The sequence below is a fragment of the Pontixanthobacter aquaemixtae genome (assembly GCF_009827395.1).
Classification (GTDB): Bacteria; Pseudomonadota; Alphaproteobacteria; order Sphingomonadales; family Sphingomonadaceae; genus Pontixanthobacter; species Pontixanthobacter aquaemixtae.
Window position 1 is genome coordinate 886522 of sequence record NZ_WTYX01000002.1, and the last position, 24952, is coordinate 911473.

26 protein-coding genes and 2 tRNA genes are annotated in these 24952 nt (G+C 56.7%); 14 read left to right on the forward strand and 14 right to left on the reverse strand.

What is annotated here, in order from left to right:
- Window positions 1-7 precede the first annotated feature (7 nt).
- Window positions 8-1261 (forward strand): dicarboxylate/amino acid:cation symporter, encoded by a 1254-nt coding sequence (locus tag GRI41_RS13300; protein WP_235901236.1) that lies wholly within the window; start codon window positions 8-10, stop codon window positions 1259-1261.
- Window positions 1262-1344: 83 nt separating this feature from the next.
- Entirely contained in the window at window positions 1345-1959 is a 615-nt protein-coding gene (locus GRI41_RS13305; RefSeq protein WP_160605610.1) for a superoxide dismutase, read from the forward strand.
- Between the two features lie 69 nt (window positions 1960-2028).
- Here GRI41_RS13305 and GRI41_RS13310 read toward each other — a convergent pair whose 3' ends face one another.
- The 3 genes from GRI41_RS13310 to GRI41_RS13320 form a co-directional block, all read right to left on the reverse strand.
- Window positions 2029-3207: an AI-2E family transporter gene (locus GRI41_RS13310; protein ID WP_160605612.1), complete on the reverse strand. Its 1179-nt coding sequence runs from the start codon at window positions 3205-3207 to the stop codon at window positions 2029-2031.
- Window positions 3208-3279: 72 nt separating this feature from the next.
- A complete protein-coding gene (locus GRI41_RS13315; RefSeq protein WP_160605614.1) occupies window positions 3280-3888 on the reverse strand; it encodes a sigma-70 family RNA polymerase sigma factor in 609 nt (202 codons plus the stop codon).
- Entirely contained in the window at window positions 3888-4067 is a 180-nt protein-coding gene (locus GRI41_RS13320; RefSeq protein ID WP_160605616.1) for a NepR family anti-sigma factor, read from the reverse strand. The genes GRI41_RS13315 and GRI41_RS13320 overlap by 1 nt, the downstream gene beginning before the upstream one ends.
- 203 nt (window positions 4068-4270) lie before the next feature.
- On the opposite strand from GRI41_RS13320, the gene GRI41_RS13325 reads away from it, so the two are divergent.
- The gene (locus GRI41_RS13325) at window positions 4271-5932 is read left to right on the forward strand and encodes a CHASE domain-containing protein (protein ID WP_235901237.1); all 1662 of its coding nucleotides are present in this window, start codon (window positions 4271-4273) and stop codon (window positions 5930-5932) included.
- Window positions 5933-5955: 23 nt separating this feature from the next.
- Here the strand turns inward: GRI41_RS13325 and GRI41_RS13330 are convergent, their stop codons facing one another.
- Window positions 5956-6750, reverse strand: coding sequence for a response regulator (locus tag GRI41_RS13330; RefSeq protein ID WP_160605620.1), 795 nt, complete (start codon window positions 6748-6750; stop codon window positions 5956-5958).
- A 395-nt stretch (window positions 6751-7145) separates the two neighbouring features.
- The gene (locus GRI41_RS13335; RefSeq protein WP_160605622.1) at window positions 7146-8327 is read right to left on the reverse strand and encodes a GNAT family N-acetyltransferase; all 1182 of its coding nucleotides are present in this window, start codon (window positions 8325-8327) and stop codon (window positions 7146-7148) included.
- 155 nt (window positions 8328-8482) lie between these two features.
- Between GRI41_RS13335 and GRI41_RS13340 the strand changes: the two genes are divergently transcribed.
- A complete protein-coding gene (locus GRI41_RS13340; protein ID WP_160605624.1) occupies window positions 8483-9553 on the forward strand; it encodes a fatty acid desaturase family protein in 1071 nt (356 codons plus the stop codon).
- Here the strand turns inward: GRI41_RS13340 and GRI41_RS13345 are convergent.
- From GRI41_RS13345 to GRI41_RS14360, 5 genes are all read right to left on the reverse strand, one after another.
- Entirely contained in the window at window positions 9543-10073 is a 531-nt protein-coding gene (locus GRI41_RS13345; protein ID WP_160605626.1) for a GNAT family N-acetyltransferase, read from the reverse strand. The two genes, GRI41_RS13340 and GRI41_RS13345, sit on opposite strands and share 11 nt — an antisense overlap.
- Entirely contained in the window at window positions 10070-11167 is a 1098-nt protein-coding gene (gene lptG / locus GRI41_RS13350) for an LPS export ABC transporter permease LptG (protein ID WP_160605628.1), read from the reverse strand. Before lptG ends, GRI41_RS13345 begins: the two co-directional genes overlap by 4 nt.
- A 14-nt stretch (window positions 11168-11181) precedes the next feature.
- The gene (locus GRI41_RS13355) at window positions 11182-12408 is read right to left on the reverse strand and encodes an LptF/LptG family permease (protein ID WP_160605630.1); all 1227 of its coding nucleotides are present in this window, start codon (window positions 12406-12408) and stop codon (window positions 11182-11184) included.
- A gap of 109 nt (window positions 12409-12517) precedes the next feature.
- Window positions 12518-12907: an ATP-dependent Clp protease adapter ClpS gene (gene clpS, locus GRI41_RS13360; protein ID WP_235901238.1), complete on the reverse strand. Its 390-nt coding sequence runs from the start codon at window positions 12905-12907 to the stop codon at window positions 12518-12520.
- Window positions 12908-13110: 203 nt separating this feature from the next.
- Entirely contained in the window at window positions 13111-13557 is a 447-nt protein-coding gene (locus tag GRI41_RS14360; RefSeq protein ID WP_235901239.1) for a phasin family protein, read from the reverse strand.
- Here GRI41_RS14360 and GRI41_RS14365 point away from each other — a divergent pair.
- Window positions 13556-14023, forward strand: a complete 468-nt coding sequence (locus GRI41_RS14365; RefSeq protein WP_235901240.1) for a hypothetical protein — start codon at window positions 13556-13558, stop codon at window positions 14021-14023. The genes GRI41_RS14360 and GRI41_RS14365 overlap by 2 nt on opposite strands.
- Before the next feature lie 17 nt (window positions 14024-14040).
- On the opposite strand, the gene GRI41_RS13370 is transcribed toward GRI41_RS14365, so the two are convergent.
- Window positions 14041-15981: a PHA/PHB synthase family protein gene (locus tag GRI41_RS13370; RefSeq protein ID WP_160605634.1), complete on the reverse strand. Its 1941-nt coding sequence runs from the start codon at window positions 15979-15981 to the stop codon at window positions 14041-14043.
- A 133-nt stretch (window positions 15982-16114) separates the two neighbouring features.
- Here GRI41_RS13370 and GRI41_RS13375 point away from each other — a divergent pair, with 133 nt between their 5' ends.
- The 6 genes from GRI41_RS13375 (at window position 16115) to GRI41_RS13400 (ending at window position 20326) form a co-directional block, all read left to right on the forward strand.
- On the forward strand, window positions 16115-17308 hold the full coding sequence (locus tag GRI41_RS13375; protein WP_160605636.1) for an LL-diaminopimelate aminotransferase: 1194 nt from the start codon (window positions 16115-16117) through the stop codon (window positions 17306-17308).
- A 96-nt stretch (window positions 17309-17404) separates the two neighbouring features.
- Window positions 17405-17974, forward strand: a complete 570-nt coding sequence (locus tag GRI41_RS13380; protein WP_160605638.1) for a helix-turn-helix transcriptional regulator — start codon at window positions 17405-17407, stop codon at window positions 17972-17974.
- A 31-nt stretch (window positions 17975-18005) separates the two neighbouring features.
- Window positions 18006-18341, forward strand: coding sequence for a hypothetical protein (locus tag GRI41_RS13385; RefSeq protein ID WP_160605639.1), 336 nt, complete (start codon window positions 18006-18008; stop codon window positions 18339-18341).
- A 135-nt stretch (window positions 18342-18476) separates the two neighbouring features.
- Complete coding sequence (locus GRI41_RS13390; protein WP_160605641.1) at window positions 18477-18857, forward strand: hypothetical protein; 381 nt, start codon at window positions 18477-18479, stop codon at window positions 18855-18857.
- A 95-nt stretch (window positions 18858-18952) separates the two neighbouring features.
- A complete protein-coding gene (locus tag GRI41_RS13395; protein WP_160605644.1) occupies window positions 18953-19309 on the forward strand; it encodes a JAB domain-containing protein in 357 nt (118 codons plus the stop codon).
- Window positions 19310-19519: 210 nt separating this feature from the next.
- On the forward strand, window positions 19520-20326 hold the full coding sequence (locus tag GRI41_RS13400) for a crotonase/enoyl-CoA hydratase family protein (RefSeq protein WP_160605646.1): 807 nt from the start codon (window positions 19520-19522) through the stop codon (window positions 20324-20326).
- Between the two features lie 3 nt (window positions 20327-20329).
- On the opposite strand, the gene GRI41_RS13405 is transcribed toward GRI41_RS13400, so the two are convergent.
- Window positions 20330-21109 carry an acyl-CoA thioesterase gene (locus tag GRI41_RS13405; RefSeq protein ID WP_160605648.1) on the reverse strand — a complete coding sequence of 260 codons (780 nt, stop codon included), beginning with the start codon at window positions 21107-21109 and terminating at the stop codon, window positions 20330-20332.
- Window positions 21110-21222: 113 nt separating this feature from the next.
- Between GRI41_RS13405 and GRI41_RS13410 the strand changes: the two genes are divergently transcribed.
- Both GRI41_RS13410 and GRI41_RS13415 read left to right on the forward strand, forming a co-directional pair.
- Window positions 21223-21296, forward strand: a tRNA-Cys gene (locus GRI41_RS13410).
- A 51-nt stretch (window positions 21297-21347) separates the two neighbouring features.
- A tRNA-Thr gene (locus GRI41_RS13415) sits at window positions 21348-21423 on the forward strand.
- A gap of 17 nt (window positions 21424-21440) precedes the next feature.
- Here GRI41_RS13415 and GRI41_RS13420 read toward each other — a convergent pair.
- The gene (locus tag GRI41_RS13420) at window positions 21441-22322 is read right to left on the reverse strand and encodes a DUF1295 domain-containing protein (RefSeq protein ID WP_160605650.1); all 882 of its coding nucleotides are present in this window, start codon (window positions 22320-22322) and stop codon (window positions 21441-21443) included.
- Window positions 22323-22560: 238 nt separating this feature from the next.
- Between GRI41_RS13420 and GRI41_RS13425 the strand changes: the two genes are divergently transcribed.
- Entirely contained in the window at window positions 22561-23811 is a 1251-nt protein-coding gene (locus tag GRI41_RS13425) for a glutamate-5-semialdehyde dehydrogenase (protein WP_160605652.1), read from the forward strand.
- Between the two features lie 32 nt (window positions 23812-23843).
- Here the strand turns inward: GRI41_RS13425 and GRI41_RS13430 are convergent, their stop codons facing one another.
- Window positions 23844-24869 (reverse strand): aldo/keto reductase, encoded by a 1026-nt coding sequence (locus tag GRI41_RS13430; protein WP_160605654.1) that lies wholly within the window; start codon window positions 24867-24869, stop codon window positions 23844-23846.
- Between the last annotated feature and the right edge of the window lie 83 nt (window positions 24870-24952).

Consider the following 24952-nt stretch of genomic DNA (forward strand, 5'->3'; position numbering starts at 1 on the left):
CAATCAGTTGAATGACACTGCGCATGAGCCGCTAGAGCTGGTCACTATCAAGCTGCCCGTCTGGTGGACATTTGGTGGGTTGATCGCGGGCCTCACCACCGGCCTTTTGCTGGCTGACACAGCATTTCTGGAATCGGTTGCCAAACCGGTCAATCTGGTCGGCACATTGTGGCTGCGCGGTTTGCAGATGACGATCATACCGCTTGTCGCGGCGCTGCTGCTTCTGGGCATTTCGCAAATGGCGCAAGCCGCCAGGGCGGGCGCAACCGCACGGCGCATGCTGCTGCTGGTTTTTGCTGTTCTGGTGTTGAGCGGTGTGGTTACGGCGATCTTCATGCCCATGTTGCTGGCCGCGTTTCCGATCCCCGACGCTGCCTCTGCAATGCTTGTCGCCGATGAAGTTGAAAAACAGCAGGTCCCCGAGATCTGGCAATTCCTTGAATCGCTGATCGCGCCGAACCTGATCGCCGCTGCGGCAGAAACGGCGATGTTGCCGTTGACCATTTTCTTCGCCTTGCTTGCAGTCGCCATAGCCCGTTTGCCCGAAGTGCAGAAAAGGACGCTCATCAGTTTCTTCCACGCGCTTGCCAATGCAATGCTCACCATTATCGGCTGGGTCTTGTGGCTTGCCCCGGTCGGGGTGTTTGCGCTGGCTGTCGGCGTGGCGGCGCGTAGCGGCGGCGGGGCCTTTGCAACCTTGGCGCATTACATTTTTGCGGTATCGGCAATGGGCGCATTGGTGCTGATGGGGGCCTATTTTCTGGCGGTAATCGGCGGACGAAAATCGCCGCTGCAATTTGCGCGTGAAATGGTCCCTTCGCAGGCTGTGGCAATTTCGACGCAAAGTTCGCTCGCCAGTCTGCCGGCAATGCTGGCCAGTGCGAAGAGATTGGGAATTCGTGACGCTACCGCCGATTTCGTTCTGCCGCTTGCGGTGGCTATCTTCCGCGCCACCAGCCCGGCCATGAATATAGCGGTGGTGATCTATGTCGCGACTTTGGCCGGCGTGTCGCTGACCCCAGCGTTGCTGATCGCAGGGATCGCTGTTGCTTTCATCATCAGCGTAGGCTCGGTCAGTTTGCCTGGATCGATCAGCTTTGTGGTTTCCATCGGCCCGATTGCTTATGCAATGGGAGTTCCGGTGGAGCCGCTGGCCTTGTTGGTCGCGGTGGAAATGCTTCCTGATATCATGCGCACGCTGGCCAATGTGACGATGAATGTGGCGGTCACCGCGACGGTAGATCGCGGCGAAACACAGTGATTGGGAAAATTATGCAACGCTTTCGGCTGCTATGCGTTAAAGAAGCAACCAACCGATTCTAACCCACAACAGAGGGAAAAATTATGGCTTTCACACTACCCGCTCTGCCCTATGCAGATACTGCGCTTGATCCGGCTGTTTCGGCCGAAACATTGTCGTTTCACCACGGCAAGCATCACCAGGCCTATATCGACAAGATGAATGGCGCGATCGAAGGCACTGATCACGCAGATGCTTCACTGGAAGACATCATCGCGGCGTCGCGCGGTACCGACCAAGGGCTGTTCAACAACGCTGCGCAAAGCTGGAACCACGCGTTCTATTGGCATTCGATGGCGGCGGAAAGCACCAGCGCGTCTGATGAGCTGACATCGATGATCAACGATGCATTCGGTTCGCTCGATGGCTTGAAAGAACAACTTGCAGCGCGCGGTCTGGGCCATTTCGCCAGCGGCTGGGTGTGGCTCGCAGAGAAAGACGGCAAGCTTTCCATCGAGGAAACGCATGATGGCGACACTCTGGCGGACAGCGATTTCAATCCGCTGCTGACCATCGATGTGTGGGAGCACGCTTATTATCTAGATCACCAGAACAAGCGTCCGGCTTATCTTGAAGCAGTGCTGAGTTCCAAACTGAACCTGGCTTTCGCTTCGGAAAATCTGGCGCGCGGCACCACGTGGAAGTTTGCTGACGCGTAAGGCTGCCCGTCATTTACGGGAATTGAAGCCCGCCCTGCATCGAGTGGGGTGGGCTTTTTCCTTTGCGCCTCAGGCGGAGTGATCCGCTGCGCTGTCTTCGGAACCAAGCCCCATCAGATTTGTCGCGAAAAGCGGTTCGCCAAATATGAATCCGACCAGATTGGGTTTGCCGACATGGTCGAAAAATGCGGTCAGCATCAGCAAGATCGGGATAGACAATAGCGCGCCGAACACGCCCCAGATCCAAGAGAAATAACTCAGCGCAATCAGTATCATGACCGGGTTCATGGTGAACCGCGCGCCGAGAATTGATGGTGTGATCACGTTGGATTCGACCGTGTGCAGCGCAAGATAGGCCGCTGCCGGGATAAGTCCCAACAGCAATGTCTCTGCCGTTCCGATCCCGAAAAGTGCCAGTACGGCTGTCATGATCAACGGGCCGATATAGGGCAGGAAATTGAGCAGTGCGGCGAGGCCGCCCCACATGACCGGCGCTTCCACACCCAGCATCCACGCACCCAGCGCAACCACGATTCCGACGCAGCCATTTATCCAGGCAACGGTCAGAATATAGGCGGCAACGCGGTCTTGCACTTCGCGAAGCACGCGCGCCGCCTTGATGCTGGTGCCATAGGATGAAGCACGGTCGAACAGCAGATGCCGCCGCAGCCGGACGCGCGCCTCGATCATGAAGAATGCCATCAGCAGCGTGAGAAGTGTTTCCAGCAGCAAGCTGGGAGTGGCGAGGGCAAGCTGCTCGATAACCGAGGGGCCAGCCAAGACCACTTCGCTAGCGCCCGATTGCCCCATCAAGTCCGAAATCCGTTCATTGGCCATCGCGATCCATGCGAATTCTGCCTGCAGTTCAGAAAAGCGTTCGCCCGCCGTTTCAAACATCTGGGGAAGGCTGTCGAACAAAGCGGTGGCGGGCTGCAGGATCAGCGCCAGCGCCAGAATCAGAATTGCGAAGAAGGCGAGCAAGGCAATGAACGATGCAAGGATGTTGGGTACACCCCAGCCGGCAAGCTTGTCAGCCAATGGCGAGAGAATAATTGTAAGTATGATCGCCGTGGTAACCGGAAGAAACACCACGGACCCGATAGATAGAACAAAAGGCAAGGCGAGAAACAGGCCAAGGCCGATGAGCAATACAAGTGCAGAGATCAGCCGCAATTCCTGCTGGGCAAAGGCCATTCTCCGGCTGGGCTGGGTGGATTCTTGCCCTGACTCTGGTGGTTCCGCGATCATTGATCTCTTTGTGGTGCCATTCGGCTGATTGGGCAAGCTAAGTGCGCAAAATCACTGAAAAGAGCTGTAACTCTATGCTTTTGCGGTAACTCCTTTGCCTGCGGCAACATCGTCGAGCTCTTCCAAGATTGCGCGATGGGCCCGCTCATCGTCGGTTGAACGCTGGGGGATGTCGCCATCTTCGAGCATCGAGGTGAGCGCCGCGCGCGCGCGGCCAACGCGGCTTTTGATCGTGCCCACCGCGCAGCCGCAAATGTTGGCTGCTTCCTCGTAGGAAAATCCGCCCGCACCAACCAACAGCAACGCTTCGCGCCGCTCGGGCGGAAGTGTCAGAAGCGCACGGTGCATATCGGATAGGTGGATCGGTTCTTCTTGGCCGGCAGGGGCAGTCAGAACACGCTCTGCGACACCTTCATCATACTCGCCGCGAAACCGGTTGCGGCGCATATCGGTAAGGTATGCGTTCCGCAGGATCACAAATGTCCATGCCCGCATCGATGTTCCAAGCTCGAAACGATCCTGCGCGGCCCAGGCTTTGAGCATGGTCTCCTGCACAAGATCATCGGCAACATCGGGTCTGCCACACAAACCGCGCGCAAACGCACGCAGATGCGGTACCACCTCGGTCAGCTGGCGCTTGAAATCGGCCTTTTCGGCGGCCGTCCGCTCTTGCTTGGCCATCAGGAAGGATCGTCTAGCTTGGCCAGCAAATCTGCAAAGCTGTCGGGCAGCGGTTCGTCGACTACAGAATCATAAATCTCGCGCAATCCGTTGGCCCATGCCGGTTCGGATTTCGCGTTTTTGGTTCCAGCCTTGGCGGCCGTATCCTTGTCATTTGCCGGAGCTTTGTCAGCCGTCATCGATCGGTATGGCCTTTCTGCCAAAAATCTTCGCACTACTTTGCGCCGGAACGGCGTATAGCGTTAGCGTGCGTTGTTAAAAAGGGGAACGAAGCGTGCGCTTCTTTGTTCCCATTTTTAGGGCGTGGATGAGCGGTGGCAACAGGCTACGATGAATGAATGCAGGAATGTTCCTGCACCTTTTTAATGGCGAGGTGGACAGATTGGCACAACAAGCGCCCAGCGAACGCCGCGCCCGCCTGCTGCTGGTTGACCACCCGCGCGCAGTCCCGGTGGCGATTTTCCTGCTCATTGCAGCGATTACCGGACTGGGTGTTTTTGCGATCGAGAATGGCGAGCACCAGCGGGAGAACGCCGAACTGCGCGAACGCGCGCAGGCGGTTGCCTCAGCATTGGAACGGCGCGGCGGAACCACCGCATCCTATTTGCGCGCAGGAGCCGCTTTTTTCAGTTCGGTGGCGGAAGTGTCGCGGCCGCAATTCAACCGTTTCGTCAGCAATCTGCGGGTCGATTCCGACTATCGCGGGGCGGAGGGTATCGGTTGGGCCGCGCGCGTCAGGCCAGATGATCTGGGCGCTTTTGAAGAGGCCTATGGTTTGGCCGAAGGGCAGTCGATATCGGTGTTTCCGGTGCCAAGCAGTGACCAGTCCCAGATCGTCCCTGTCACTTATCTGCGACCAGACACTGAACGAAACCGCCGCGCTATCGGCTATGACATGTATTCCGAGCCTGTCCGTAGGGAAGCGATGGATGCGTCTGTACGGATATCGGGGCCGATAGCATCCGGGCGGTTGGTCTTGCGGCAAGAGGGTGTCGGATCCGATCCCGGCTTTATCATGTACATGCCGGTCTTCCAGGACGGCCGCTCACCGCGCCGGCTCAAGGGGTTTATCTATAGCCCGTTCAATGCGGCCGAATTCCTTTCCTCTGCCCTCGAGCTGGAAACCCGCGGTGAGAAGGGGCTGCGACTCTATGATCAAGATGTCACGCCCGAACGCCTGCTGGCTGAGCTTCCGCCAGCGCAAAAGACTGGTCTGACGGTGACTGAGCCGGTGACCGTAGCCGGGCATGACTTTGTTCTGGAAGTGGAGTCAGCGCGCGGGAACACTCTTTCCAAACTGTCGCTGCTGACCCTGCTGTTTGGCGCCTTGGTTGCCGTATTGCTGATTGTGGTCGCGCGCCTGCTTACGCGTCAGGTGATTGAAGATCGCGCATCGCTAAACTGGTTAGAAGAACAGAACTCGATCCGCAATGTTTTGACGCGGGAGCTCAACCACCGCGTCAAGAATACGCTGGCCAATGTGCTTTCGATCATCGCTCTAACCCGGCGCAGGACGGATTCGCTTGAAGGTTTCGCCGATGCTCTCGACGGGCGCATCCGGGCTCTGTCGGCAACGCATGACTTGTTGACGCAATCGGAATGGGGAACCACGCCGATCCGATCGCTGGTGGAAGCAGAAATGGCGCCTTACGCCAAGCATTCCGACCGTTTGCTGGAAATGAGCGGACCGGATGTTGAATTGGCACCCAACGATGCACTCTCGTTGGGATTGGCTATCCATGAACTGGCCACAAATGCCGCGAAATATGGTGCGCTGAGCCAACCAGGCGGAAATGTCAGTGTCAAATGGGAGCTGCTCAGCGACGAGCTTGCCAAGATCACTTGGCTAGAATCCGGTGGTCCTCCGGTTCCGCAACAGCGATCGGCAGGGTTTGGCACAAATTTGATCGAAAAGATTGTCGCGCATGAGCTGAGCAATCCGGTCGACCTTCGTTTCGATCCATCGGGTGTCCAATGCACTGTGATCGTGCCACTGAGAAAGCCCAGCGAGTTCGCGATCCGCGCAGCACAGAATAGAAAATAACCGGGCCGTGCGGTCAAATCCTATCAGGCTTTGATCGCGCCCTCGTTCATGAACAAAGCTTGGCTGATCACGGTACGGACCGTCGATTCCTGAAACGGCTTGGTTACCAGATATGTCGGTTCCAGCCGGTCGCCGGTCAGCAGTCTTTCAGGGTAGGCGGTGATGAAGATGACGGGGACGTCGCCCATGGCAAGAATGTCATCCGCCGCATCCAGACCCGAAGACCCGTCTGCCAGCTGGATGTCGGCAAGAACAAGGCCGGGCCGGGTTTCGCTGGCCAGCTCCTTTGCTTGCGTCCGCGTGGCTGCGGTGCCGCAAACCTCGTGACCCAGCGAAGTCACAAGATCTTCCAGCTGCATTGAAATAAGTGGTTCGTCTTCGATAATCAGAACAGTGGTGGACGCTTCGGCTTCGATTTTCGCAATTGCCTCTCCTATCAGGCTTTCTACATCCGCAGCCGGAATATCCATGATTGTGGCAGCTTCCGAAACGCTAAAATTCTCGAGCGAGGTCAGCAGCAAGGCCTGCCGGTTGAGCGGTGTGACTTTGCTTAGCTTGCTATGCGCGACAGTTTCCTGGCGAGTGGAGCCCGCCTGGCGATTATCAGCTTCAGTATAGGCACTTGCCCATAGCTTGTTGAATGCGCGGTAGAGCGGCACGCGGCCTTCCTCGAGGCTGTTCTTCAAGTCCTGATCGGCGATGGCCGCTTCCAATGTCGCGCGAACATATGCGTCGCCCGAGGCCTGCGAACCGGTCAATGCGCGCGCATATCGGCGAAGAAAAGGCAGGTTTGCAGCAATTTTTTGTCCCAGCGACATGTGTAAGCATCCTAGAAAATTTCAATTAGGCGGCGGTACTCGGCATGGCGGTGGTTCCGCCATGTATTCTTTCACAGGGTATATGTCGGGTGCGGGCACTCGTCAAAGCAAAGAACGGTATAATGGGAAAAAGAAAAAACGTCTATAAATCAAAAATATATGTCAAAAATGGCGTTTTTCTCGATTATGTTGGGAACCGCATCACATGCCGGGCATTTTCTCTATATCACCGGCCAAGACCCCCCCTCCGTCCTATCGGCTGGTGATACGATCCCGAGAGGCTCCTGACCCCGAATAGGGGCAGGAGCCTTTCAAATTGTAGCGAGGACGGTTTGCAAATTTTCACAAGACTTCAGCTTGAATTGGGCCGGTGATCCGATCAGGCTTAGAGCCGTTCAATCCAGCAATGGCTTTTCATAGATTAGATATTCGCGGTTGATGGTGCTTTCGATAGCTTCGGCGATCGCGACCATCCCCTGATTGTCGTCCAGGATCCAGCCGACTTCTGCTCGCTGGGTATTGAATTTTGCATGCGCATCGCGGCGGATACCGTCGATCATCATGAAAGCCAGCTGACTTGCCAACCGTGAATTGTGATGTTTTTTCAGCACTCCCATCAGCGGGACGCGCATGTCGCTATCCACCGGGTTTTTGGACCATCTGAGCAGTTTGAACCAACCGAAGGGGAGCAATTTGCCGTCTATCTCTTTCAGCACTTTGTTCACATCGGGCAGCGTGATCATGAAGGCGGATGGAACGCCTTCGAGTTCGACAATGCGGACAATTTCCGAATGGACAAGCGGTTTGAGCTTCTTCGCGGCATAGGCGATTTCGCGGTCTGTGAAGGGCACGAAACCCCAATTGTCCGACCACGCATCGTTGAGAATATCCAGAATGATGCGGACTTCGCTGGCGAAATTATTCTTGTCAGCGCCGCGCATCACGATTTTCGGATTGCGTTCCCCCGATTTGACGATGCGCTGGATTAGCGGGGAAAATTCCTTCGACGTGTCGAGGTGATAAGTCAGCAGGCGTTTGGCCGCCGAGTAGCCGTAATTTTCGATCCAGCCCTGATAATGCGCAGGATGGTGACCCATCATAATTGTCGGCGAATGGTCATGCCCGAAAGTGAGCAGGCCGGGCTCTTCCCAGATCGACATCGATATCGGGCCGAGGACACGCGTCATTCCTTCGCTGCGGAGCCAATCTTCGGCCTTGTCCAGCAGCGCGCGGCCCACAGTTTCGTCCTCGGCATCGAAATAGCCGAACATGCCGGTTCCGGGACCCATGCCTTGCTTGGCTGGAAGTTTGAGAGCCAATTCATCGATCTGTGCGGAGATACGGCCAACGGGCCGTCCCGTACGGTGCGCGATGAACAGCGCGACGCGGGCATGTTCGAAGAACGGGTTTTTGGCCGGATCGATAAGCTCCAGCATCTCGCCGCGTAATTGCGGGACGCTGTGAGGTGTGCTGGCGGCGAAACGCATCCCCAGATCGACAAAGGCTTTGCGGTCAGCCTTGCTGACGACAGGGGTAATCACTATCTGGTCATCAGGCACAATCACACCTCTTTGCATCAATTCCGGCATTGCTGTTCAGCTTGGGTAAGCCCTTTCTGTGCAGTAACGCCTTTGTCAAGCGAGCGCCCACTGGCCTGCCCCTGGCAGGAGCAAACGGGTTGGGGCTGTCGCTGGCGCCATTTCTGCGGTAAAGCCCGCACCGGAACACGATTATGAACGTCGAGAACACGATAGAAGCGGTCGCAGCCGCCGCGAAGCCAGCCAAGATCGCGGATGACAAGGACATGCTGCGCGCGGCGCGCGATCTGACCAAGGATATTTCGGAGGCCAAGCCTTCGGTTTATTGGACCGATCTGTTGCTGTCGGCCGGGGTCGGCTATGCCGCGCTCGCCGGTGCCATTCTGGCTCCTGGCGTTCCCTTGGCGATAGCGTTGGGGTTGGTCGCGGTTTTGACGCTTTACCGCGCGCTTTTGTTCAACCACGAGCTGGCCCATATTCATCGCAATGCCTTGCCCGGGTTTCGCCTGGCGTGGAACGCGTTGGTGGGTATCCCGATGCTGACACCATCCTTTATGTATGAAGGGGTGCACACGCTGCACCACAAGCGCACCCAATATGGCACCATCGAAGACCCCGAATATCTGCCGCTTGCGCTGATGAAGCCGTGGTCGCTTCCGGTATTCGTATTGATTGCGTTGTTGGCACCTCCGGCTTTGGTGCTCCGCTTTGGCGTGCTGGTCCCGCTTGGTGCGATCATCCCGCCGGTCCGCAATCTACTATGGCAGCGGGCCTCTTCGCTCTCGATCAATCCCGATTTTCGCCGCCGGCCGCCGGAAGGCGACATGAAACCGCGCGTTTTTTGGCAAGAGCTGTTCGGTATGCTGTGGGCATGGGTGCTGATCGCCAGCGTGTTTGTGCTCGGGTGGAAACCCATTTTGGTTGCTCTGGCTGTGTTCTCTCTCGTTGCGGTGCTCAATCAGCTGCGCACTTTGGTCGCACATCTATGGGAAAATGATGGCGAACCGATGAGTGTTACTGCGCAATATCTTGACTCGGTCAATGTACCGCCGCCGGGCCTGATGGCAGAGGTTTGGGCGCCTGTCGGCCTGCGTTATCATGCGCTGCACCATCTGATGCCAAGCATCCCTTATCATTCATTGCCAGAGGCGCATCGGCGGCTGACCAGACATCTTGGTTCGGGTTCGACCATCGATGGCGCGAACCATCCGGGCATGTGGCATCTGGTCGGCCGGATCGCGCGAAGCACGATGATCATGCGCTGAGCTGATCCAGAAACCGTATCATCGCGCACCGGCGTTCGCGCGGCATACCCAGCGCAACTGCAGCTTCCAGCGATTCCGCCAGATGCGTGCGACCTTCGAAATTCTCAACTTCGACAAAGCCATGCCGGGCATAAAATGGCGCATTCCAAGGAATGTCCCGGTACGTGTTGAGCGTGATCGCGTGAAAGCCGTTATTTCTTGCGTCGACCGCCAACGCTTCCAATAAGCCCGCGCCGATCCCTTTGCCCTGCTGGCTCCGCGCGACGCTGATCTCGTTTAGATGAAGTTCCCGGCCCACCGGACCGCAGGCGGCGAAGCCGACAACTTCTGAGTCCGCTGTGGCGGTCAAACAATAACCCTTGGCGATCATTGCTCGATATTCGGCTGCGCTGGTCGAAGGCGGTACCGGTATGCCCGTAAGCGAGGGTTCCTCGCGCAGAAGGCTTGCCGCGTCATCCTCCACCGCGTGGAAGCTCTCCGCGTCTTCGCGCCGGGCAAGACGCAGCGACCAATCGCTCATTCCTCTGTCCGGATCAGGACCGTCTCACCGATAAGCAGGAACAGGAAGAACGGGGCCCATGCGGCAAGCAGCGGGGGATATCCGCCAAAGCTGCCCATCGCCAGCGCGGCATTATCGACCACGAAATAGGCAAAGCCCAGCGCCATGCCGATGATCGCGCGGACGAACAACTGGCCTGACCGTGCGAGACCGAATGCGGCAACTGCGCCCAGCAAGGGCATAAGAAAGGCGGATAGCGGGCCGGAAATTTTGTGCCACCACTTGGCGCGAAGCTCGGTTGTGCGCCGTCCGATCGCTTCATAAGCATCGATCGATCGCGACAATTCGAAAAAGTCCTGCGTTTCGGGATCCACGCTTTCCATCTCGATCTGCGCGATAGTCAAACCTTTGCCGACCACGAGGCTTTCAACCGTTCGTGTATCGGCGGCTGACACATCGAATTGTTCGACATTGGAGAGCTTCCATCCCGGATTGGCAAAGCTTGCGCTTTCCGCACGCAATTGTTCGGAAATCATTCCGTTCGGATCGCGGCTGTACCAGGTAACACCCTCCATACGGGTGTTGCTGCCTTTGCCGGTGAGCGTGGTCGCGGTCAGGATATTGGCGCCGTCGGTCAAGTAGACATTGCTGCGCACCCCCGGGTCGGCCGGGATTGGCCCATAGTCGTTGGCTTGCCATGCTTTGAGTGTAGCGGTGGCGCGTGTTACCACCCGCTCGTTGAATGCAAAATTTGCCACCGAGACGAGGGCTGCTGTCAGCAGCAATGGCGCCAGCACCTGATGCGCGGAAAGCCCCGCTGCCTTCATCGCCACGACTTCGCTGTTCTGGTTGAGAGTGACCAAAGTGATCAGCGTAGCCAGCAACACCGAATAGGGAAGGAAGCGTGCAATCAGCTGCGGCACTCTTAAGCCGATATAAGTCAGCAATTCACCCTGACCGTTTCCGGGAACCGCCAGAATTTCACCGGTCCGGCTCAGCAGGTCGAGCGCCATCAGGACGATAACCAGCATCACCAACATCGCGAGAATGCGCGTGATAAACAGCTTCGCGAGATAAAGGGTCAGCGAGCGCGACGGGAAGAAGTCGAATTGCATCAATTGCTCTCTCCCTATTCCGCCGGCGCTGTTTCAAGGCCGCGTTTCTTGCGGCCGAAAATCTTCGACACGCGCTTGCCAATTTTGGAAGCGGCGGTTTCGAGAGCGCCGATCGCCTGTCCGCCGGGAACAAAGGCCACGCGGTAATACATCCACAGGATGATCGCTGCGAACACCACAAACGGTCCCCACAAGGCGATTATCGGGTCGATCCTGCCGAGAGCGGCAACATCCTCCCCATATTGGTTTACCTTGTGATAGGAGACGACCATCACGATCGCGACAAACACCCCGAGCGCGGATGTCGATCTCTTGGGCGGGATCGCCAGAGCCACAGCGAGCAGCGGCATCATGATCATCATGACCACTTCGACCAAGCGGTAGTTGAAACTGGCCTGGCTGGCATCGCGCTTGGTTTCGGTGGTTTCTGCAGACCATCCGATCCGCAGCAATTCAGGAAGAATATATTCGCGTTCCGCGTCACCGCGCCCGCGAAATTCCTCGATCTTGGGTAGGTCGATCGGCAGATCGTGCCGGGTAAAGCTGAGCACGCGCGGGGTTTGCGTGTCCCCGCCGGTATCCTGAACAATCGTCCCATCGGTCAAACGCAGAATGATTGTGTCTGGACTGTCTTTGGTGGCGAGGAAATTGCCTTCGCGCGCAGAGATCGAGAGGACCTCTCCCTTGGTATTGGCGACCCTTGCGAAAATGCCTTTGAGCTGGCGGCCCTGATCCGCGCTTTCTTCGATCCGGAGCGCCATCCGGTCCTTCAGCGTGGTGAATTCGCCAACTTTGATCGATGCGCCAAGTGCACCCGAGCGCAGCTGATATTCAAGCTGGGCGTAAGTGTAACGCGCAACCGGCTGGACATAGAATACCAGCGCCACATTCGCGGCCATCAAAACACCGGTCAAAATGAAGGGAATGCGCAGCAACCGGGTGTAGCTCAGCCCGACCGCACGGAAAATGTCGAGCTCGCTCGACGTTGCAAGTTTGCGGAACGCCAACAGCACACCCAGCAATAGGCCCAGCGGGATCGCCAGACTTGCATATTCGGGAAACAGGCTGGCCAGCATTTTGAAAACGATGCCGACCGGTCCGCCTTCGGTCGCGACGAAATCGAACAAGCGCAGCATTTTCTCGAGCAACAACAGCGACGCGGCAAGCGCGAACACGCCCAGCATCGGGACGATGACCAATTTAAAAATATAACGGTCGATTGCTGGAATGAATTTGAACACGCTTACGCGATTTCGCTCGATCTAGTGGACGTTCTGACCGCCCTAGCGCGAAAAACCGTGCGGGTCATGTATTGTTGTGTGTCACCGAAACAGCTTGCCCCGGGGCGCCTTAAGCTTTTTCAAGCGTGCATTGCAGCGGGTGCTGGTTTTCCTTGGCGAAATCCATCACCTGATTGACCTTTGTTTCGGCCACTTCGTAGGAAAAAATGCCGCAAACGCCGACGCCTTTCTGGTGAACATGCAGCATGACCCGCGTGGCCTGTTCCATATCCATGCGGAAGAAACGCTTCAGGATCACCACCACAAATTCCATCGGTGTGTAATCATCGTTCAGCAGCAGCACTTTGTACTGGCTCGGCTTCTTCGTTTTCGCCTTGGTCTTGGTCGCGACGCCGGTTTCGCTATCGCTGCCCGATTCATCGCCATCGTCGGAAGATGATCCGGCTGCGGCGAGGAGAGGATCCGTCGGCAGGGTTGCGGGGATGCGGTAAGGTGTCATTGAGGCCTTAATATCGGAAGCATTGCGCCCTTCGCAAGAGGGATTAGCGACTGATTGCAGCATAAGTCTTAACGCTGTTGAAACGGGCGGTGCCCCGCAAAGAAAAACGGGCCAGACGGCATTGCCGCCCGGCCCGTTTCTTAGTCTCGCCGGAAAAGGAGGGAGAGAAACCGGCAGAGAACGAAAGGTTTTAAGCGCTAGGCTCAAGCAGCCTTGCGGATCTTGTCCATTGCAACGCTGGCGCGGCTCGAAAGCGGTGCGAAAGCGTCGTTAGCGAGCTTGACCCATGCTTCGGTGTTCTTCGAAACAGCGGCAACAGTCGCGTCGACGTTACGACGGGCAATCTTGCCTTGCAGTTCAACGAATTCCGAAGGTGATTTCACAGCAGCAACCTCTTTGACGTCGGCAGTTGCGACTTCGACAGCTTCCTTCACGTCAGCAACATAGGCTTTGCCCATGTCCTGCACGCCGGCGGCGAGGATCTTGCCAGCTTCGACAACAGCTTCGGCATTGGCTTTGTTGAATTCGCCCATTTCGGAAGCAAACTCGGTGCCTTTGTCATAAGCAGTCTTGGCGCGCTCTTGCAGATCGGCGAAGCCTTCTTTGACTTGAGCTGCGTAGTCGGTGGTTTTTGCTTTTGCTTTGGTCATGATAGTGTCCTTTGCAGTAGATTTCGTGGTTGGTTTGGAGACGGCGGTTTTGCGTTTCGCGGGGCGCTTCGCAGGGGCCTTCTTCGTGGCAGTTTTCTTGGCAGTCACTTTCTTCGGCGCTGCTTTCTTTGGCGCGGCCTTCTTTTTGGCCGGGGCTTTCTTCGCGACAGCTTTCTTGGCCGCAGGCTTTTTCTTCGCCGGGGCTTTGACAGCTTTCTTTGCTACGGCTTCTTTTGCCGGAGCTTCTTTGGTCAGCGAAGCTTTGTCCGCTTCAGCCGCCTTGTCTGTTGCAGCTTTCTTGGCAGCCGCTTCGGCATATGCCTTCTCAGCAGCAGCATCGATTTTGCTAGCATTGGTAGCCATGATCAAACCTCTTAACTTCGCGGGTGCAGCACCCTTTTGTTGCAGTGCACAAAATAGGCATTGCAACTTCGAAGTCAAGTGTTTTTTGTGCAGTGCAACATAACGTTGCAAGTATCTGTTTTATCTGGTTTTAACGTAGCTTCCTGGCGCGTCTTCGAGCACTTTGTCTCCGCGCCCGCCCGGCTTTCTTTTGCCTTTCGCGGGTACTTTCGCACTATCCAGGCTCTCCAGCCACTCGATCCAATCGGGCCACCAGCTTCCCGGTGTTTCGGTTGCGCCCTGCTTGAATTCCTCGAGCGAGGAAACGGCTTTGTCATTGGTCCAATATTGGTATTTGCCTGAACTGGGTGGATTCACCACGCCGGCAATATGGCCCGATCCGGCAAGCACAAAGCGCAGCGGGCCATTGAAGTGCTTGGTAACTTCCCACACGCTTTCGGCAGGCGCGATATGATCTTCCTTGCCGGCTTGAACATAGGTGGGCGTTTTAACTTTGGTGAGATCGATCGGAGTATTGTCTGCAGCCAGATTATCGGGCTGGACCAGCTTGTTGTCCCGGTAAAGGTCTCTCAGATAGTCTTGATGCCATTGCGCGGGCAAATTGGTCACATCGCCGTTCCAGTGGAGCAGGTCGAATGCGGGATAGTCTTCGCCCAGCAGATAGTGATTGACCCAATAGTTCCAGATGAGCCCATTGCCGCGCAACAGATTGAAAGCAGCGGCCATATACCGGCCGTCCAGATAGCCCTTGGGTGTGAGCGTTTTCATTCCATCCAGCTGTTGGTCATCGATGAAGTGCAGCAGCTCGCCCGCTTTGCCGAAATCGACCTGAGCGGTGAACAAAGTCGCGCTTTTGACCATATCTTCCTGACCGCGGCGGTGCAGGATCGCCAGCGTCGCGGCCAGCGTGGTTCCAGCAACGCAATATCCGATCGTATGGACTGACGGGACTTTAAGCCGGGTGCGGATATGCTCGATCGCGTCTATTTGCGCGAGGATGTAGTCATCCCACACCACATCTTTCATGCTTTCGTCAGCCGATTTCCAGCTAACCACAAAAGTTGTCACGCCCTGTTCCACCGCCCAGCGGATGAAGCTGTTCTTGGGATTCAGATCGAGAATGTAGAAGCGATTGATCCATGGCGGGAAAATCACCAGCGGTGTTTCCAGTACCTTATCCGTGGTCGGGGTGTACTGGATCAGCTGATAGAGCGGGGTTTCGTGCACCACTTTGCCGGGCGTGGCGGCAATGTTCTCTCCCAATGTGAAAGCATCGGGATCGGTATGGGTCAGCTGTCCCTTTTTCAGGTCGGTGATCAGGTGCTCCATACCTTTGACCAGATTTTCGCCTTTGGCTTCCATCGTCCGTTCCAGAACGATCGGATTGGTCATGGCGAAATTGGCCGGGCTGCTGGCGTCGATCATCGCTTGCGTTGCGAAGCGCAGCTGCTCGCGCTTGGCGTTGTCAAGTCCGGGCACCTCGTCCACCATTGCATTGAGGTGCTCGGCAACCAGCAGATATGTCTGGTGGATCAGCGCAAAGGCGGGCTGATCGCTCCAGCGGCGATCAGCGAAACGGCGATCCTGCCGCGGCAGATCCTTGTCTTCCTCGCTCATAGCATCGGGCCCGATGCCATATCTGCCGAGCACCGTTTGCCATAATTGCAAGCTGTCTTCCCACAGCGCCTTTTGCTTGGCGGGCTCTGTCAGCGGCATTTGTTGGGACCAATCATGCATCACGCTGATCCACTGCATTGGATCAACGACCGCAATGGGCGCTTCGCCGGAGAGTTTTTGTTCGTTCTGAAAATCGAGCCACATCTTTTGCAGCTTGCCGCTGATTTCGGCCCATTCCTGAAAGTCTTGCGGCTGTGTTATTGCGCCAAGCGTTGACGGGTTGAACATGCCGGCCATTGCTGTGCCCAGCATGGGCGACCCCATCATCGGCGATGCCATGCCTTGTCCGCCAGGCATAAACTGACCGAACAATTGCTGCATCATCTCGGTTTGCTTTTGGACGGCATCACCAAACAGGTCGGTCGGATCGCTCTTGTCACTCATCTGGCTTTGGTCCCGGCTTGGGGTTTAAAATTACATCTTCACAATAGCGAAGATGATCGGCAATTGCACCTGAGACGTGATTAGGTCACAACCGTTACAATCTCCCGTTGAATACGAATTTTCAGGATCGAAAATGAACACCGACTTCTACCGCATGAAACGACTGCCGCCTTACGTGATTGCAGAAGTGAATGCGATGCGCGCGGCGGCGCGGAAGGAAGGGCGCGACATTATCGATCTGGGGATGGGTAACCCCGACCAACCGCCACCGCAGCATGTCATCGATAAATTGTGCGAAGTGGCGCAGAAATCCGACGCGCACGGCTATTCGCAGTCCAAGGGTATTCCCGGCCTGCGGAAAGCCAAGGCGAATTATTACGGGCGCCGTTTTGGTGTCGATCTCGATCCTGAAACCGAAATCGTCGTGACGATGGGATCCAAGGAAGGGCTGGCCAGCCTTGCCAATGCGATCACCGCGCCCGGCGATGTCATATTGGCACCGAATCCGTCCTATCCGATCCACACATTCGGATTCATTATCGCGGGGGCGACGATTCGCGCGGTTCCGACAACGCCGGATGAGGAATATTGGCGGGCGCTGGAGAATGCGATGGCATTCACCGTCCCTCGTCCCAGCGTGCTGGTGGTCAATTTCCCTTCCAACCCGACCGCAGAAGTGGTTGATCTGGCGTTTTACGAACGGCTGGTGGCATGGGCCAAAGAGAACGAGGTCTGGATCCTTTCCGATCTCGCCTATTCGGAACTCTATTATGACGGCAATCCGACGCCTTCGATTATGCAAGTGCCGGGGGCCAAGGACGTGGCGGTTGAATTCACCTCTATGTCGAAAACCTACTCGATGGCCGGATGGCGGATGGGTTTTGCAGTCGGCAATAAGGAACTGATCGCCGCGATGACGCGGGTGAAATCCTATCTCGACTATGGGGCATTCACACCGATACAGGCAGCCGCCTGCGCGGCGCTCAATGGTCCGCAAGATATCGTCGAAACCAATCGCGCTCTCTACCAGAAGCGCCGCGATGTCATGGTCGAATCATTTGCGCGCGCCGGTTGGGATATTCCGCCACCGCCTGCATCGATGTTCGCCTGGGCCCCTTTGCCGCCTGCTTTGAAAGACATGGGCAGCCTCGAATTTTCCAAACAACTGTTAACCCACGCAGAAGTCGCGGTCGCGCCGGGCGTTGGCTATGGTGAAATGGGCGAAGGATTTGTCCGGATCGCAATGGTGGAAAATGAACAACGGCTTCGCCAGGCGGCTCGCAATGTAAAGCGCTACCTTTCGTCTCTGGGCGCCTCGGGCGAATAGGTAAAAGCAGCCAGTCTGGACCTAACTATGCTTCGATTCGTTGCGTCTCGCCAAACAATGATTTATTAAGGCCTCGATGAGGGACATGATCCACCCATGACTGTTGCGACCGCGCCTTCGATAACTGACCGCCAGCGAGACGTGCTGGAGCGGATCGATCGGCGCGTTCCGATCAAAGTTATCGCTGCCGAAATGGGGGTATCCGATGCGCGGATCAATCAACATATCCGCGCGCTGAAGGACAAGTTCGAAGTCGAAAGCATGGGGGAACTGGTCGAGCTTTATCGCGCGACCCCGGACTATGAGAACACCCGGAGTTCATCGACTGAAGAGCCCTATAGAAATTCTCTATACAGAAATTCTCAGCTGCCCGATCAGCCGGATTTCCCCGATCAACGGGATCGGGTCGACCCTGGTGAGATCATTCTTTCCGATTCGCATCACGTCCTCATCGATGCGCCTTGGCGAGAACCCCGGGAACCAGTGGTCGTCCCATCCAAACTCGATGGCGACAATGCTGTCTTGTACAGGCTTGCCGCAATGGTCGGAATAGCTTTCGGCGTGATCGCTATGGTTGTTCTGGTTGTTACGGCCTCTTTGAGTTTGAGTGCGGCCATCGAAGGCAAAGCCGAGGTCCGCGTAGACGAAACCGGACGGTCCTATTGATTTGAGGCCCGTCAAAGCAAGGGCACAAATTATGACCAACACAATCCAGAGCGATGCTCAAAATATCCGCAAACTGATCCGCGAGGCCGAAGGCCTGTCAGATGAATTGCTTGTCGCTTGTGCAAAGCTGAAACAGGCAATGCTTGTTGCGCGTCAAAACCCTTCGGTCCAGTTGTCGACCGGGCAGAAGGCCCTGATGCGGCTTGTCGAAGCCGAAAGCCAGGCTATTGGTGTTTCCAGCAATCTGTTCCGTGTCCATGGCGAACTCAATCGCGTTGGACGTGAAACAGCCGGCTTCGAAGATGGTCACGTGACGCCGCTCGAAGGGCATCTTGTCGCTGATCCGGCGGAGTCTGTCGCCGCCTAGGAGGAACCTCTGCAGATATTCGAGCTTTTCTGGACGAACAGGCTTGAAGTCCAATACGCCCTCGTAGCACTTCTCTTTCTCGCGGCCCTTGCCAAAGGTGCGGGGCCCGAGAAAGCCTGTGCCACGACATTCGTGATGATGATCGTCGTTGATCGGGCGTATCACTGGATCATCGATGCAGGCGGATTGATAGACCAAACAGATCCCGTCCATTTTGCGATCGACATATTTGCACTGTTTTCACTGGGAATCATCGCACTGCGAGCCAATCGGAACTACCCCTTATGGCTAACCGGATTTCAGATTGTTGCGACCGTTGCGCATCTGGCGAAGGCATTGATGCAGCAGATTTCGCCGACTGCCTATGCGGTCATGTACATTGCTCCGTCCTATTTTCTGATCATCATTCTGGGGTTGGGGATCTGGTTCCATCACAGGCGAGTGAAACGCTTCGGCATGTACAGGTCCTGGAGGGACAGGCCCCTGACAGCGGCGCAGCGCAGGTCGCCCAGCTAGCGGGGCAGCTATGCGCGCGATTCTTCGCGGGACGGGCTTTCCCGGCAAACGCCAAACGTCTTGGCCGCCGAAGGTCGATGGTTGATCCGCGCGACATGACATTCTTGACCTATCTGCGCGAGCGGCTGTGCCGCGGTGCGAAAGAACATCTGCTGGTAATTTTCTGCGACCGGCAAGGCCGCTATCTCGAAGATGCGGAAATGGGTTGGGGAACTTCGCACTCGATCCATCTGAACATAGCGCAATTGTTTCGCAGGGCGCTGTCAATCGATGCCGCTTCGATGGTTTTGGCGCATAATCACCCCTCGGGCAGCTGCCATCCCAGTGAGGACGACATAGAGGCCACACGCAAGCTGGTGAGCGCCGGAAGCTTGCTGGGGTTCGAGATCAAAGATCATATTATTGTCACGCAGAAAATGGCGTACAGCATGCGCGCCGGCGGGCAGTTGTAACCGCATTGAGACACATGTGGCACAGCAACCTGTTTGCTGGCCCATAAATGCCAAGAAGAGCCTCGCGCATTTTACCCCAAGCAGGCATCCTCATCGTCAAAACAGGCCAAGCACGCAGCCACGAAAACATCCTCGCTCTGGACAGATTTCCGCGCATCGGTAACGAAGGCAGCGAACTAGCCATGTTTGTGGCGATTTTGGGTGAGGAATATGCAACTTCAGGAAAACGACCGCATCTCGATCGAATTGGGAGATGATGGTGTTGCGCAGGTCAGGCTCACGCGGCCTGACAAAATGAATGCGCTTGACCCGCAGATGTTCGAACGGATCATCGAAGCCGGGCACGCCTTGCACGAAATGAAAGGTCTGCGCGCGGTTGTCCTGTCGGGTGAAGGCAAGAGCTTCTGCGCGGGATTGGATACGTCTTCGTTTGGCGCGGAACCTTCGCCTGATGCCCCGCCCCTGACCGAGCGTACTTACGGGAATTCCAACAAGTTCCAGCAAGTCGCGATGCAGTGGCGCAAATTGCAAGTTCCGGTAATCGCGGCGGTGCATGGTGTATGTTTTGGCGGCGGGCTACAGATCGCGAGCGGCGCGGACATTCGCGTCGTCACGCCCGATGCGCGGTTGGCGATCATGGAAATGAAATGGGGGCTGGTCCCGGATATGGCAGGCTTCTTCCTGTGGCGCGGGCTGGTGCGCGACGACGTCTTGCGCGAACTCACCTATACCAACCGGCAATTTACCGGCGAAGAAGCCAGGGAATACGGATTGGCGACCTTTGTCGATACAGACCCTGTTGCCCGGGCCACCGCAATCGCCAGCGAAATTGCCAATCGCAATCCGCACGCGATCCAGGGCGCAAAGCGTCTTGCGAATGCCATGGTGGAACTGGAAGGTGATGCGATTTTGATGGAAGAAAGCATCGAGCAAGCCGCGGTTATGCGGACAAAGAACCAGATCGAAGCGGTTATGGCCGGAATGGCCAAACGCGCGCCGGCATTTGACGATGTCTAGGCGCTAACCGAAGATCGCAACCGCCTGAATGCCCGATAGCATCTGTTTGCCGTCGGCATTCCAGAGCCTGAGCCGCTCGCTCGAATATCCCTGATCAGCATGATCGCTGGCGGTTTCCACGAGCCACCAGCCATCGCGTGTGACCGGCTCCGTATCGAGCACGTTGAATGACCAATTGATCGAACTGAGTGGCCCGCGGCGTTGCATGACCCGCATTGCCGACGGGGGAAGCGTGTCGCCCATCAGAACCAGTTCGGAGATCGGATCCGTATTTGAGGGTTCTTTCAGGCGTACCCACCTGCGAATGACAGGCTTTCCCGCATCCTGTCGGTCTGCGGTGTAGTGAACGTCGAAATTGTTGCTGACGAATGAAGGCGGGTGGCGCGAATCTACCGCGGGGGACGCGCCGGGCAGGCCTGGGCCCTCTCCGATTGGGGCTGAGGGATAGACCGCATTGGGGTCACGGCTCGTGCCGAACACCCAGACCGCGGTGAGCGCAATTTTGCCATCCGAAATGACTTCGCTCCGCAATTGCGTGACATTGCGCCCCTGGCGAACAATTTCGCTTCGCAGCTCAAAATCGGCACCAACAGGGGCTACAAACCCGATTTGGGCCGCACGCAATGGCGGAAGATCGGTAAATTTGCGGATCGCATGGGTGTAAGCCAACAGCGCCGACGCGCCGCCGTATAGGGTACGCCCCTGCATCCAGTTTTCCGCATTGAGCAGGGTCACTGCACCATCGCTGTTACCAATCGGGTCAATCAAATCTGCTACGCTCATGGTTCGGTTTCATAGCGAAACTATTGGCCGTGGCCAGCCCAAAGCGCGCAAAGGCGAAAGCAGGATTGCGTTGGCGAATTTTTGCCGCTAGTTGCGCGTCTCCGCATGGATGAGGCCCGATGGCGGAGTGGTGACGCAGCGGTTTGCAAAACCGTGCACGCCGGTTCGATTCCGGCTCGGGCCTCCAACTTTTCGCGGGTCAGGTTTGTCAGGAAAATCGCCTGCACCTGCCCGCAACGCCGCTTTAGCTCAGGTGGTAGAGCACATCATTCGTAATGATGGGGTCACTGGTTCGAGTCCAGTAAGCGGCACCATTAGCCCTCAACTCGGTTCACACCTTTGGTGGGCGTAAGATCAAAACTGGCGTGTTGCGGCGGTATTGCTGATAGGCGGGATCATCGCCCCATTTCTTGTCAGCCGCCTTGTCGAGCATCGCGATACCGCTGACTTTGGTTAGCAGAAATGTCACGAAAACCGGTGAAATCACCACCAGCCATCCTGCGCCGGATAGCAGGGGGACGGCGATTATCAGGATGCCGGTCCACAGCATGATCTCCCCAAAGTAGTTCGGGTGCTGCGACCATGCCCAAAGCCCTGACTGAATGAACTTGCCCTTGTTCGCATCATCCTTCTTGAAGGCGCGTTTCTGGCGGTCGGCAACCACTTCGATGGCAAAGCCGGCCACCCAGACAATTGCGCCGAGCCAGAAGAACACGCCGAGTGGGGCAGGGGAATCGGCGGCAATAATTGCAATCGCAGCGGCTGCGGTGAAGAGCCCCCAGCAGGCCTGCAGCGTCCACGCCACCAGGAATCGCGCGGGATTGATTTTGATTTTGTCGAAACGGCCATCATGCCCGTCTTCGCTGATCCGCTTGAACAGGAAACTGCCCAGCCGGATGCTCCAGACCGCGACCATTGCGGCGACCACAATTGCCCGCATATCGAGCGGCGCGGCAAGGACGCAGGCAACGGTAATGATCGTAAGATAGGTGATCGAGCCGACGAGGTCATAATATTTCTCGGTCTGCGCGATCGCGGCCGGAATAAAGGCAATCCAGTTCACTCCGAAGGACACAAGTGCGCAAACAAAAAACACCGAATAGCCGTTCCATTGCTGCGTATTTGCACCGGCAAACCATGCGAAGGCCAAGGCGGCAATTGTGGCGATTGCAACAACCATCAGGCTGCGCGCTGAATGTTTCGTTTCGGCCATGCTCAGTTCCCTGTATCAAAGCTGCAATTGGTCGTGCCCCGGCCAATTGTGTTCCAGTCAAACACTGCTCTGTCAAATGTAAGCCGATCAATCGAGGAATGGTTCCCGCGCGGGTGAATGGCCTGCAATTCCCGATTTGACGGTTCTTGACGTTCTTGGCTGTGGCCAAGGAATTCTCGGCGCGTCACAAGGCTTTCCTGCTATCCGCCGCGCCGATCAATATGGTAGCGACGCCCACATGAATGCTGCCATCGCCACGATTTCTGAACTGGGAAAGCGCGCCAAAGTTGCTTCGCGGCATATGGCTTGCGCAACGACGGAGGCCAAGAACGCTGCCTTGACCGGAGCGGCAAATGCGCTTCGCCAAGCTACGCCGCGTCTGATCGAAGCCAATCGTGCTGATGTTGCAACCGTTGCAGACACCCGCCCCGCATCTTTCATCGACAGGCTGATGTTGGATGAGCAGCGGATCGAAGCGATGGCTGCGGCGCTTGAGGATATTGCCGGTCTGGCCGATCCGGTCGGGCGTAAACTTGCCGAAGTCGACCGGCCAAACGGGCTCAGGATCGAGCGTGTTGCAGTGCCAATCGGTGTGATCGGAATGATCTATGAATCACGCCCGAATGTCGGTGCAGATGCGAGCGCGCTTTGTCTAAAATCGGGCAATGCGATTATATTGCGTGGCGGATCGGAAAGCCGAAATTCCACACGCGAAATAGTTGCCTGCATGCGGGAAGGGCTGCGCAGCGCCGCATTGCCCGAGGATGCCGTGCAGGCGGTGGAAACCACCGATCGAGCTGCGGTGACAGAGTTGCTTCATGCGGTGGACTATATCGATCTGGTCATCCCCCGCGGCGGGCGCGGACTGGTGGAATTGGTGCGCGATCAGGCGAAAGTGCCGACTTTGCTCCATCTCGACGGGAACTGTCACAGCTATGTTCATGGCGATGCAGATTTGGACAAAGCCGCCTCGATCATTCGCAACGCGAAAATGCGCCGCACGGGTATTTGTGGCGCGACCGAAAGCATCGTGATTGATCGCGGCGTGGCCGGCCGGCTGGTGCCCATGTTGGCGGACGCGATGCCCGATTGCGAATTGCGCGGCGATGCCGAGGTGGTAGCGATCGACAAGCGGATCGCCCCTGCCACTGCGGATGATTTTGGCACCGAATATCTGGAAGCGATTGCTTCGATCAAAATCGTTGATGGCTTGGAAGAGGCGATCTCTTTCATCGGCACACATTCGTCCAACCATACCGACGCGATTATCACCGAGAACCAAGACGCCGCGAACCGCTTTATGGCCGCGGTTGATAGCGCGATTGTGATGCACAATGCTTCCACCCAATTTGCCGATGGCGGCGAGTTCGGGATGGGGGCAGAAATCGGTATTGCTACGGGCAAAATGCATGCGCGCGGCCCGGTTGGTTTGGAACAACTCACCAGCTTCAAATATCTGGTTCATGGGACCGGGCAAACGCGCCCATAAAGCGGCCGGACCCAAAAAAAGGCACTCATCCTTTAGTCGGTGTCGAGTACGCTCACTTTGGGATCGGTTTTGGGCATCGAGAACATGCCGGTTACCGGATGCGGGACATAAGGTGCCTCGAGCGACTTGATCTCTTCTTTTGACAGCTCGACATCGAGCGCCGCGACCGCATCTTCGATATGTTTTGGTTTGGTCGCGCCGATGATCGGCGAGGTCACTTCGCGCTTGTGCAGCACCCATGCCAGCGCGATTTGCGCCATTGGCAAGCCGCGTTTTTCGGCCAGAGCCGCGACCGCATCGACCACCGCATGATCGCTTGCATCCGCATTGCCATAAAGCGCTTTGCCGACCAGATCGGTTTCGGACCGGTTGGTTTCGATATCCCACGGCCGGGTCAATTTGCCGCGCGCCATCGGGCTCCAAGGCATCACCGCCACGCCCTGATCGGCGCATAGTGGCAACATCTCGCGCTCTTCTTCACGGTAGAGAAGATTGAGGTAATTCTGCATCGAGATGAAACGTTTGAGCCCCTTCGTCTCGCTGATATGCAGCATTTTCATAAATTGCCACGCATACATCGATGAGGCGCCAATATAGCGGACTTTGCCCGACCGGACGATGCCATCGAGCGCTTCGAGAATTTCCTCCATCGGCGTTTCCAGATCGAGGCGGTGGATCTGGTAGAGATCGATGTAATCTGTCCCGAGCCTGCGCAGGCTGTCATCCACGGCATGCATCAGCGCTTTGGCGGAGAGACCGCCTGTGTTGGGTGCGCGCCGCCACGGGAAGAACGCTTTGGTCGCGATTACTATTTCGTCGCGCCGCGCCATTTGCTTGAGCAGCCGGCCGGTGATTTCTTCCGACGTTCCGCCCGAATAGGAATTGGCGATGTCAAAAAAGTTGATCCCCGCTTCCAATGCCTCGCGGATCAGCGGGCGCGAGGCGTCTTCATCCAGCGTCCAGTCATGGCCTTCGGCGGCGGCATCGCCGAAGCTCATGCAGCCCAGGCATAGGCGCGAGACGGTGAGGCCGGTATTGCCGAATTTGGTGTATTTCATGAGAGACTTTCGCGGGAGTAAGTTGATCAAACACATCTTATGGGGCGCGCGCAATGTAGGAAAGTTTTTCTGCGCTTGCAGAT

Bases quoted from the DNA above. Each gene is read 5' to 3' on its own strand.
- GRI41_RS13305 (WP_160605610.1), top strand. From the start codon at position 1,345: ATGGCTTTCACACTACCCGCTCTGCCCTATGCAGATACTGCGCTTGAT.
- GRI41_RS13310 (WP_160605612.1), bottom strand. From the start codon at position 3,207: ATGATCGCGGAACCACCAGAGTCAGGGCAAGAATCCACCCAGCCCAGC.
- GRI41_RS13315 (WP_160605614.1), bottom strand. From the start codon at position 3,888: ATGGCCAAGCAAGAGCGGACGGCCGCCGAAAAGGCCGATTTCAAGCGC.
- GRI41_RS13320 (WP_160605616.1), bottom strand. From the start codon at position 4,067: ATGACGGCTGACAAAGCTCCGGCAAATGACAAGGATACGGCCGCCAAG.
- GRI41_RS13330 (WP_160605620.1), bottom strand. From the start codon at position 6,750: ATGTCGCTGGGACAAAAAATTGCTGCAAACCTGCCTTTTCTTCGCCGA.
- GRI41_RS13335 (WP_160605622.1), bottom strand. From the start codon at position 8,327: ATGCAAAGAGGTGTGATTGTGCCTGATGACCAGATAGTGATTACCCCT.
- GRI41_RS13340 (WP_160605624.1), top strand. From the start codon at position 8,483: ATGAACGTCGAGAACACGATAGAAGCGGTCGCAGCCGCCGCGAAGCCA.
- GRI41_RS13345 (WP_160605626.1), bottom strand. From the start codon at position 10,073: ATGAGCGATTGGTCGCTGCGTCTTGCCCGGCGCGAAGACGCGGAGAGC.
- lptG (WP_160605628.1), bottom strand. From the start codon at position 11,167: ATGCAATTCGACTTCTTCCCGTCGCGCTCGCTGACCCTTTATCTCGCG.
- clpS (WP_235901238.1), bottom strand. From the start codon at position 12,907: ATGACACCTTACCGCATCCCCGCAACCCTGCCGACGGATCCTCTCCTC.
- GRI41_RS14365 (WP_235901240.1), top strand. From the start codon at position 13,556: ATGATAGTGTCCTTTGCAGTAGATTTCGTGGTTGGTTTGGAGACGGCG.
- GRI41_RS14360 (WP_235901239.1), bottom strand. From the start codon at position 13,557: ATGACCAAAGCAAAAGCAAAAACCACCGACTACGCAGCTCAAGTCAAA.
- GRI41_RS13370 (WP_160605634.1), bottom strand. From the start codon at position 15,981: ATGAGTGACAAGAGCGATCCGACCGACCTGTTTGGTGATGCCGTCCAA.
- GRI41_RS13375 (WP_160605636.1), top strand. From the start codon at position 16,115: ATGAACACCGACTTCTACCGCATGAAACGACTGCCGCCTTACGTGATT.
- GRI41_RS13380 (WP_160605638.1), top strand. From the start codon at position 17,405: ATGACTGTTGCGACCGCGCCTTCGATAACTGACCGCCAGCGAGACGTG.
- GRI41_RS13385 (WP_160605639.1), top strand. From the start codon at position 18,006: ATGACCAACACAATCCAGAGCGATGCTCAAAATATCCGCAAACTGATC.
- GRI41_RS13390 (WP_160605641.1), top strand. From the start codon at position 18,477: ATGATGATCGTCGTTGATCGGGCGTATCACTGGATCATCGATGCAGGC.
- GRI41_RS13395 (WP_160605644.1), top strand. From the start codon at position 18,953: ATGACATTCTTGACCTATCTGCGCGAGCGGCTGTGCCGCGGTGCGAAA.
- GRI41_RS13400 (WP_160605646.1), top strand. From the start codon at position 19,520: ATGCAACTTCAGGAAAACGACCGCATCTCGATCGAATTGGGAGATGAT.
- GRI41_RS13405 (WP_160605648.1), bottom strand. From the start codon at position 21,109: ATGAGCGTAGCAGATTTGATTGACCCGATTGGTAACAGCGATGGTGCA.
- GRI41_RS13420 (WP_160605650.1), bottom strand. From the start codon at position 22,322: ATGGCCGAAACGAAACATTCAGCGCGCAGCCTGATGGTTGTTGCAATC.
- GRI41_RS13425 (WP_160605652.1), top strand. From the start codon at position 22,561: ATGAATGCTGCCATCGCCACGATTTCTGAACTGGGAAAGCGCGCCAAA.
- GRI41_RS13430 (WP_160605654.1), bottom strand. From the start codon at position 24,869: ATGAAATACACCAAATTCGGCAATACCGGCCTCACCGTCTCGCGCCTA.